This is a genomic window from Dendronalium phyllosphericum CENA369, from assembly GCF_016056275.1.
Lineage (GTDB): Bacteria > Cyanobacteriota > Cyanobacteriia > Cyanobacteriales > Nostocaceae > Dendronalium > Dendronalium phyllosphericum.
Map to the genome: position 1 here is coordinate 22217 of NZ_JAECZA010000240.1, position 9866 is coordinate 32082.

General features: G+C 44.4%; 6 protein-coding genes. 5 read left to right on the forward strand and 1 reads right to left on the reverse strand.

What is annotated here, in order from left to right; translation table 11 throughout:
* Positions 1-179 precede the first annotated feature (179 nt).
* Positions 180-1658, forward strand: coding sequence for an ABC transporter ATP-binding protein (locus I8752_RS28330; protein WP_214435552.1), 1479 nt, complete (start codon positions 180-182; stop codon positions 1656-1658).
* 181 nt (positions 1659-1839) lie between these two features.
* Here the strand turns inward: I8752_RS28330 and I8752_RS28335 are convergent, their stop codons facing one another.
* Positions 1840-2031, reverse strand: a complete 192-nt coding sequence (locus tag I8752_RS28335; protein ID WP_214435553.1) for a hypothetical protein — start codon at positions 2029-2031, stop codon at positions 1840-1842.
* Positions 2032-2985: 954 nt separating this feature from the next.
* Here I8752_RS28335 and I8752_RS28340 point away from each other — a divergent pair.
* The 4 genes from I8752_RS28340 to crtE all read left to right on the forward strand — a co-directional run bounded on the left by I8752_RS28340 (position 2986) and on the right by crtE (position 9660).
* Complete coding sequence (locus tag I8752_RS28340) at positions 2986-5343, forward strand: family 2 encapsulin nanocompartment cargo protein terpene cyclase (RefSeq protein WP_225895969.1); 2358 nt, start codon at positions 2986-2988, stop codon at positions 5341-5343.
* A gap of 165 nt (positions 5344-5508) precedes the next feature.
* A complete protein-coding gene (locus I8752_RS28345; RefSeq protein ID WP_138497395.1) occupies positions 5509-6918 on the forward strand; it encodes a family 2B encapsulin nanocompartment shell protein in 1410 nt (469 codons plus the stop codon).
* Positions 6919-7267: 349 nt separating this feature from the next.
* Positions 7268-8677 carry a family 2B encapsulin nanocompartment shell protein gene (locus tag I8752_RS28350; RefSeq protein ID WP_214435554.1) on the forward strand — a complete coding sequence of 470 codons (1410 nt, stop codon included), beginning with the start codon at positions 7268-7270 and terminating at the stop codon, positions 8675-8677.
* A gap of 53 nt (positions 8678-8730) precedes the next feature.
* Positions 8731-9660, forward strand: coding sequence for a geranylgeranyl diphosphate synthase CrtE (crtE, locus tag I8752_RS28355; protein ID WP_214435555.1), 930 nt, complete (start codon positions 8731-8733; stop codon positions 9658-9660).
* Positions 9661-9866 lie beyond the last annotated feature (206 nt).

Below are 9866 nucleotides of genomic sequence, written 5' to 3' on the forward strand. Positions count from 1 at the left end.
GCCAACCTGTGAAATCCGCTCAGAATTGGAATTTTCCCTTCTGCCTTCTGACTTGAAAAAGGGTGTGGGGTGTGGGGTGTAGGGTGTAGGGAATATTCCTTTTTCATGCATGGTGATGAAAATTTTTTCATCGGGACTGCCTTCTGCCTTCTGCCTTCTAATTAGTTGTATTTTAGTAAATGATACATTTGCGCTTAGAAAAAATTACCAAATCTTTTAAATCGTTTATTGCTAATGATAACATTAGTTTATCTGTCGAAACTGGCAAAATTCATGCGATTTTAGGTGAGAATGGAGCAGGTAAGACAACTTTAATGAATATAATTAGCGGTCTTTACCAACCCGATATCGGTCAAATTTATCTACAACAACAGCCAGTAACAATCAACTCACCTCATGAAGCTATTAAACTGGGAATTGGCATGATTCACCAGCATTTCATGCTTGTACCTCAGTTGACTATTACAGAAAATATCATCTTAGGTACAGAAAATACTTTGCGTCTGAACCTGCGGCAAAAACAACAAGAAATCGCTGCATTATCTCAAGCTTATGGCTTAGAAATTAATCCAAATGCCAAAGTAGAAAATTTACCAGTAGGGACACAACAGCGGGTAGAAATTCTCAAAGTTCTTTACCGCCAAGCTAAATTATTGATTCTCGACGAACCCACAGCCGTGCTGACACCACCGGAAGTAGAATCATTAATTGCTATCTTGCGACAACTAGCCACTGCTGGCAATACGATTATTTTTATCAGCCACAAGTTAGAAGAAGTAATTAATCTCTGCGATACAGTCACAGTGTTACGGCGAGGAAAGGTAGTAGCAACGATGGCTACTCAAGAAGCAACACCTCAGCAATTAGCTGAATTAATGGTAGGACGCGAAGTTGCTTTACGTGTAGATAAATCAATTCCATCGCCAGGAAAGGTAATTTTGTCTGTACGAGGTCTGCAAGTTGTAGATGACCGTGGAGCGATCGCTGTCGATAATGTATCATTTGATTTGCGCGCTGGTGAAATTTTAGGAATTGCTGGTGTAGATGGCAATGGACAGCGAGAATTAGCAGATGCGATCGCCAATTTACAACCTATCAAACGAGGCAAAATTGAGTTTGGAGAACTCCCGTTAAAAAGAAAGGCTATTGGTTACATCCCTGAAGATAGGCAGAAAATGGGTTTAGTATTGCAGTTTAGCATTGCCCAAAATTTGATTTTGAAAGCTTTTAAAAAGTTGCCGTTTTGCCGTCGTTTTTTATTACAATCAGCAGCAATTAGAAATAATGCCAAGTCTGCAATGCAAGAATTTGATATCCGCACCACAGGGGAAGATATCAAGGTAAGTCAGTTATCGGGGGGAAATCAGCAAAAAGTAGTATTGGCGCGGGAACTAGCGGGAGAACCGAATTTAATAGTAGCGATGCAACCAACGCGGGGGTTAGACGTAGGGGCGACAGCAGCCGTACATTCTCGATTGCAAAGAGAACGCGATCGCGGTGCGGCAATTTTGTATATTTCTACTGAGTTAGAAGAAGTCATGGCGATGAGCGATCGCATTGCCGTAATGTACAGAGGTGAGTTTATTACTATTTTAAATGCACAGATAGCGACAGTGGAAGAGATTGGTTTACTAATGGGTGGCGCAAGAAGAAGATAGTAAGCTATTACGCATTGAAATTACACGATTGCTCATGAGGTTCGTTAACCGCTGACAGTCAGCAGTCAACAAGTCAACACAAGAAAGATGTGCAAATTAAATGCGCGACAGCTTAATAATAGCAAATAAGTCTTTGAAAACTAGACTAACTTGCATGAATACGACGCTAGACGTTTACCACCTACGACCGCTCTGATGAGAAGTTGAGTTCTCCTTCGTGTAGTAACAAAGTGGAGGAAGCGATAAAAACTCCACAACCGTCTATGTCTGACGTATTATCAGCACCGTTCGTACATCTGACATCGCTCTCCTTTGATGCACGATTATGAGGCACAGCGGTATAACCCTCATCCGGTACAGACCTATAAATCATTTGTGTTAACAATTACAAGTTATCATTAACAAAAATAACTATCCATCTTTCACAGGAAATAACTTGAAAAAAACCTAAAGTTATAGAACACGAGTTTTCATGTCATCCACAATCAACTGGAGTAATACTAGAGCTAAGTTCTCAATTACCTGACGGTAGATATTAATAGCCTCAGTAGTTCATTTTAGAGAAAATCTGACTTTGATTTTAAGATAACTTATGTGTTCATAAGTAAAATAGCCTATACCCAACATAGTCAAAGGTATTAAAGATAAAAGGTACGCAAATGCGTCCTTATACTTAATATATTTAGATATCTGGTGAAATGATGTAAGGGCGAACGTAACAGAGTCCTTATTAAGGATTTCGGGCAACGCAGAATTAATTATCGCAGATATCTACTAGATGGCGAAGCGGTAGAGTGACAAAAAATGATGCAGAGATAACCGCGTGAAGAAGTGAAACTATCAAAAATTTCTCGACAAACCACAAGAGCAAAATTTCTGCACTCTTTGGTTGCAATTTTCTGGGGAAAGTTCAGTTAAGTAACATAGGTAGTAATCGAACCTAAGATTTTTTACAATTTAACCTAGTATATTTACTTACAAAAGTATTGGCTCAGTTAAGTGGAAAAGTGGGAAAAGTGGGAAAAGTAGGAAGTTTTGTAAGAATCCTTGATTATGCTGTTGATAAGCTGTAATTTAATGCGTAGTACATATTTAGCAAGAGTAAGTTGTGAGTTTTTTAATTACTATAAGTAGTTTCACTTGTCAAAGATTAACAGCAAATGTCAAATTATAGCGGTTCCCACTCAGGTACGGCACAACATTATATAGCTAAGTGTAGGGGCATGGCACTACCGTGCCCCTACGGCTGCACCTTGCATAAACGAGAACTGCTATAACGCGACTTCTATCAAGACAAGAAGCTCAAACTGATAGGTTTAAATGGACAATGACTTCAAGCAAGCAACCTTTTGAGTTGCCGAGTTTTTATGTACCTTGGCCAGCACGGCTGAACCCAAACCTAGAAGCGGCACGGGTACATTCTAAAGCTTGGGCTTATGAAATGGGAGTTTTGGGTGGGGCAGAGGGATCGGAAGATTATGGCATTTGGGATGAGCGCAAGTTTGATGCCCATGACTATGCACTGTTGTGTTCTTATACCCATCCAGATGCCGATGAACCGATGCTCAATCTGGTAACTGACTGGTATGTTTGGGTATTTTTCTTCGACGATCACTTTCTTGAGCTTTACAAGCGTACCCAAGATATGGCTGGAGCTAAGAAGTACCTCGATAGACTACCAGCGTTTATGCCTGTGCAGCCCCAAGAAACGCGCCCAGAACCCACTAATGCCGTAGAAAAGGGTTTAGTAGACCTCTGGAATCGCACCATCCCCAATGCCTCCCAAGACTGGGTAATCCGATTTTCTGAGAGTACGATCGCTCTTCTCAAAGAGTCTCTGTGGGAACTCGCCAATATCAGCCAGGATCGAGTCGCTAATCCCATTGAATACATTGAGATGCGCCGTAAGGTGGGGGGAGCGCCCTGGTCAGCTAACCTAGTGGAACACGCGGTTGGGGCCGAAATTCCCGATGCGATCGCACCCACTCGACCAATGCGTGTCCTCAAAGACACCTTTTCTGACGGCGTACATCTGCGAAATGACATCTTTTCTTACCAAAGAGAAGTGGAAGAAGAAGGGGAAAATGCTAACTGTATCCTAGTTTTAGAACGATTCCTCGATGTCAGGACTCAAGAGGCGGCCAACCTCACTAACGACTTACTAACGTCTAGGGTGCAACAGTTCGAGAACACCTTTGTTACTGAGCTTCCTTCCTTGTTTGAGGAATATAGTCTGACTCCCGATGAGCGTCTGAAAGTAGTCCTATATGCCAAAGGACTTCAAGACTGGCAGTCGGGGGGTCATGAGTGGCACATGCGATCGAGCCGCTACATGAACCAAACATCAGACAAATCTTCGACCCTCGGCTGGCTTTTAGGCGGCCCGACTGGACTAGGCACATCAGCGGCTCGTCTAGGAGCTTTATACGATAGTTTGGGACTAAAACGGTTCAAAAGCTTTACCCATGTTCCCTATCAGCCTGTAGGACCATTAAAACTGCCGCAGTTTTATATGCCCTTCTCCACTGATTTGAACCCTCATCTAGACGAGGCTCGGCGGCATTCTAAAGAATGGGCGCGTCAGATGGGGATGTTGGACGTACTGCCAGGAATGCCCAGCATTTACATCTGGGATGACCACAAATTCGATGTGGCCGACGTAGCCTTATGTGGTGCTTATATTCATCCCAATGGGTCTAGTGCTGAATTGAATATCACAGCTTGTTGGTTAGTTTGGGGAACCTATGCCGATGACTACTTCCCGGCACTGTACGGCTATAGCCGCAACATGGCAGGGGCAAAAATTTTCAACGCTCGGCTATCAGAGTTTATGCCTCTTGATGGGAGTCCTACTCCCGTACCAACGAACCCAGTCGAACGGGGTTTAGCTGACATTTGGGCGCGGACGGCTGGCCCCATGACGAATAATGCTCGTCGTCAGTTTCGTCGGGCGATCGAGGATATGACGGAAAGTTGGTTATGGGAACTGGCTAATCAGACCCAGAATCGCATTCCCGACCCGATAGACTATGTGGAAATGCGTCGTAAGACCTTTGGCTCCGATCTAACTATGAGCCTGTCTCGACTTTCCCAAGGGGACGAGATCCCACCAGAGATTTTCCGTACCCGAACCATGCAGAATATCGATAATTCAGCTGCTGATTTCGCCTGTTTGACGAACGATATTTTTTCTTATCAGAAAGAAATCGAGTTTGAAGGTGAGATCAATAACGGTGTGCTAGCGGTTCAGAATTTCCTGAACTGCGATATTCCCCAGGCCGTCGCCATTGTTAACGACCTGATGACCTCGCGTGCCCTTCAGTTTGAACATATCGTTGCGACTGAACTCCCGATCTTGTGTGACGATTTCGATCTGAATACCAGTGCTCGTGAGAAACTGTACGGTTACGTCAAGAAACTGGAACAGTGGATGTGCGGCGTACTCAAATGGCATAGGGCGGTAGACCGTTATAAGGAATTTGAATTGCGGGATAACTCGACACAAAAGCGGTTACTCCAAGGCCCCATAGGGTTAGGCACTGCCGCGACCAAAATTAGACCAAGTGTCGGTCAGCAAACAACTCAAACCAATGTTCAGCCAGTGATACAGAAGTTACTGAATGGCCCAACAGGTTTAGGGACTTCAGGTATCAAAATCGGTTCGTTGTTAGGAACAAAAGATTAGCTCAATCTGAGTCCCTATTGCGATCGATCAAATAATACCAATTTGAAAAAAGAATGCGACAGATACAAACCCAAAAACCTATATAAAGTCTGGCTTTCTTAATTACGAATTACGAATTACGAATTGGTATAACTTGTCAACAAACATTACTAATGGAGATTAATCATGACTAATGCAGCAAACACTCCCCTAGAAAATCAAATTGAGCAACTGCCAATGAGTTTGCAGACCGAAGCGGCGCGTAATTTGGCAACGACCACCAAAACCCAACCCCAAATGCAGGGAATTACCTCACGGTGGCTTTTAAAACTGTTGCCTTGGGTAGAAGCAGTGGGTGGTAGCTTTCGGGTCAACCGTCGCTTAACCTATACGGTTGGGGATGGACGGGTCAGTTTTACCAATACAGGGGCGCAGATACAGGTTATTCCTCAAGAACTCACTGAGTTACCTTTGTTGCGGGGATTTGAAGATGTCGGGGTGTTAAATGCTTTGGCTAGTCAATTTGTCCAACAAGAATACGCTGCGGGTGCTGTCATCGTCCAAGAAGGCCAACCAGCCGATCGCGTATTGCTGATTGCCCATGGTAAGGTAAATAAAATTGGCCCAGGCAAGTTTGACGATCGCGTTGTTTTGGCTGTATTAGCTGATGGCGACCATTTTGGCGACTACTCTTTAGTCGAATCCCAAGATACTTGGGATGTCACCCTCAGTGCCATTACCCGTTGCACCATCTTGTCTTTGCCTCAAGCAGCTTTTCAAAACTTGGTTAACCAGTCTGAGGCTCTGCAAGCGCAAGTAGATCGATTCAGGGAAAAATTGCGCCAACCCAAAAACGAAGCCGGGGAAGCCTCAATCGATATTACCTCAGGCCACCTCGCGGAAGCAGTATTACCTGGGACTTTTGCAGATTATGAAATCAATCCAAGGGAATATGAGTTAAGCGTCGCTCAAACCATTTTGCAAATCAATACACGGGTTGCTGACCTCTACAACGAACCCATGAATCAGACGGAGGAGCAATTACGGCTCACCATCGAAGCATTACGGGAACGCCAAGAACACGAAATGGTTAATAATCGTGACTTTGGACTGTTACACAATGCCGATCTCAAACAACGCATTTTTACCCGCAGCGGCCCCCCAACTCCTGACGATCTCGATGAGTTGATCTCTATTGTTTGGAAAGAACCGAGCTTTTTCTTAGCTCATCCCCGCACAATTGCTGCTTTTGGTCGGGAATGTAACCGCCTTGGACTTTATCCCGATCCTATCCCTACGGGTAACAGTGCAATTCCCTCTTGGCGTGGTATTCCCATCTATCCTTGCAATAAGATTCCTGTTACAAAAGAGCGTACTAGCTCCATCATGTTAATGCGTGTGGGAGCAACCAATCAGGGTGTTATTGGTCTTCATAAAACTGGCATTCCTGATGAATATCAACCTAGTTTGTCTGTGCGCTTCATGGGTATTAACGAAAAGGCCGTTATTTCCTACTTAGTCAGCGCTTACTACTCTACAGCTATTCTTGTTCCTGACGCATTAGGCATCCTTGAAGATGTAGAAATTGGTCTCTAAGTGAATGGCGCTAAGATAAGCTGACGCGGGGACATGGAGACGGGGGGACGCGGGGAAAATTCATTCAAAAATATCTCCGCGTCACCCTTCGGGTTCGGAAGTTTGGACTCGACGGAAAGCGGAGGCACTCTGGTCTTGAGGTCTCCCCAAGTAGAGGAAGTGCCGTCCAAGACTCCAACTTCCTCACCGTTTCTCCCCCTCTCCGCGTCAGTCTCAACATTTAACTTAGTGCCATTCGTCTCTAAGTAGTCGGATATCCTCTTCCAAGTAGGGGCAAACGACTGTTTGCTCCTACCTCCTGATGCTCTCTGTTAGGAATGTAAATTTAGTTGCATGAAACGTTAAGTTTATGACAGATGCTTTGATTAGGCCAGATTTAGGTCAAGAAAACGGGCAACCCCAGATGAGCTTAAGCACGAAAGGGGCGCGGAATTTAGCCAAAACCACGAAAACTCCGCCCCAGATGCAGGGCATTACCCCAAGATGGTTGTTGCAGATGTTGCCTTGGGTACAAATCAAGGGTGGGGCCTATAAAGTTAACCGTCGCTTGACCTATGATGTTGGCAATGGACGGGTCAGCTTTAGCAATACAGGGGCCGAGGTACGGGTCATTCCCCAAGCACTTTGCGAACTATCTTTACTACGTGGTTTTGAGGATATTGAGGTACTCAACGCCTTGGCAGACCGCTTTGTACAACAAGAATTTGCCGTTGGTGAGGTCATTGTACAGGAAGGTCAACCAGCCGATCGCGTGTTATTAATTGCTCATGGTAAAGTTAATAAGCTGAAGGCCGGAAAATATGAGGCGGAAGCTTTACGAGATATCTTAGCTGACGGCGATTGTTTTGGTGGCGAAGCTATAGTTTTATCTCAGGACACTTGGGAGGTGAGCCTAAGAGCTGTTACACGCTGCATAGTTTTGTCTTTGCCAGTACAGGCGTTTCGGGAGTTGATGAACCAATCTGAAGCGTTGCAGACTCAGGTCGATCGCTTGAGAGCTATGTTGAGTAAACCCCAAGATAGGTACAATCAAGCTGAGATCCTTCTGTCTGCCGGTCATAGCCCGGAAACTGAGTTACCCAGGACATTTGTTAATTACGACTTGAATCCACGGGAGTATGAGTTAAGCGTCGCTGAAACCATTTTACGGGTGAATACGCGAGTTGCTGACCTCTACAACGAACCCATGAACCAGACGGAGCAACAATTACGCCTGACTATCGAAGCGTTGCGGGAACGGCAAGAATACGAAATGCTGAATAATCCTGATTTCGGATTATTGCACAATGCCGATCTGAAGCAACGCATCTATACCCGCACTGGGCCACCGACTCCAGATGATTTTGATGAATTGCTCTCAAGGCGGCGCAAAACCCATTTTTTCCTAGCTCACCCTCGCGCGATCGCGGCTTTTGGCCGGGAGTGTAACCGTCGTGGTATCTATTCCCCAAGCAAAGAGGTCAATGGCAAGATTGTACCTGCATGGCGCAACTATCCGATTTTTCCTTGTAACAAAATTCCGATTACTAAAGAGGGTACTAGCTCTATTTTGGCACTCCGTGTCGGAGAAGAAAACCAAGGGGTGATAGGTTTACACAAAACGGGGATACCTGATGAATACCAACCCAGTTTGTCTGTGAAGTTTTTGGGTATCAACGACAAAGCGATCGTTTCTTACCTTGTCAGCGCCTATTATTGTGCAGCCATTCTCATCCCCGATGCACTTGGCATCCTGGAAGATGTCGAAATTGGGCACTGAGGGAAGAAAAAACGTAATTTTTTGTACAGTAAGTAAATTAAATTGAATTATTTATGGTGAATACTCAAGTCTTTGAATGGTCATCTGTTAAAGAAACTACTTTTGACCTTAAAGCCTATTTATCAGAACGGCGATCGCAAGTTGAAGCAGCGCTTGAACAGTCAATTACTATAGCCTATCCAGAAATACTCTACGAATCTATGCGCTATTCCCTACTGGCTGGAGGAAAGCGCCTACGCCCGATTCTCTGTCTTGCAGGTTGTGAACTTGCTGGAGGCACAGTCGAGATGGCGATGCCTACTGCTTGTACGCTGGAAATGATTCACACCTTTTCTCTGATCCATGACGACTTACCTGCAATGGATAATGATGATTATCGACGCGGAAAGTTAACTAACCATAAAATTTATGGCGAAAACATTGCCATCCTGGCTGGTGATGCACTTTTAGCCTACGCGTTTGAGTTTCTTGTGGTTCAAACCAAAGGAGTTGCTGCCCAGCAGTTGTTGCAGGTTGTTGCTAAGTTGGCTCATGCAGTAGCAGCAACAGGTCTAGTTGGAGGTCAAGTTGTTGATTTAGAATCTGAGGGATTGCAGAATATTGACATCGAAACCCTCAACTTTATTCATACCCACAAAACTGGCGCTTTATTAGAAACGTCTGTTTTATCAGGGGCACTATTGGTGGGAGTAGACGATAAGGTTTTGCTGCCGCTTTCTCACTATGCTCGCAATATTGGTCTAGCTTTCCAGATTATTGATGATGTGCTCGATCTGACTGGTACTCAGGAGGAACTCGGTAAAACTCCAGGCAAAGATCGAAAGGCGCAGAAAGTGACTTATCCCAGTTTGTGGGGTATTGAAGAATCAAAACTCAAAGCACAAAAATTGGTTGACTCAGCTAAAGCAGAATTAGCTTGCTTTGGCGAAAAGGCGCAATCTCTAATGGCGATCGCAGACTATATTACAGCTAGAACACATTAGTAGCCTGTCCCATTTATTGTGCTAGGTGAATTAACTTTTAATTTTCTCTTCTTTTTTCTCTTTCTTCGCGTACTTTGCGTACTTCGCGGTTCGTTCCTCAACCCCTCATAATTAATGGGACAGACCACTATTGGTTCATCGCATTAATTTTTCTAGGTAAATTAACTTTTAAATTTCTCTTCTTTTTTCTCTTTCTTCGCGTACTT

Coding starts and splice junctions, on each gene's coding strand:
- I8752_RS28330 (WP_214435552.1), top strand. CDS start 180: ATGATACATTTGCGCTTAGAAAAAATTACCAAATCTTTTAAATCGTTT.
- I8752_RS28340 (WP_225895969.1), top strand. CDS start 2,986: ATGACTTCAAGCAAGCAACCTTTTGAGTTGCCGAGTTTTTATGTACCT.
- crtE (WP_214435555.1), top strand. CDS start 8,731: ATGGTGAATACTCAAGTCTTTGAATGGTCATCTGTTAAAGAAACTACT.
- I8752_RS28350 (WP_214435554.1), top strand. CDS start 7,268: ATGACAGATGCTTTGATTAGGCCAGATTTAGGTCAAGAAAACGGGCAA.
- I8752_RS28335 (WP_214435553.1), bottom strand. CDS start 2,031: ATGATTTATAGGTCTGTACCGGATGAGGGTTATACCGCTGTGCCTCAT.
- I8752_RS28345 (WP_138497395.1), top strand. CDS start 5,509: ATGACTAATGCAGCAAACACTCCCCTAGAAAATCAAATTGAGCAACTG.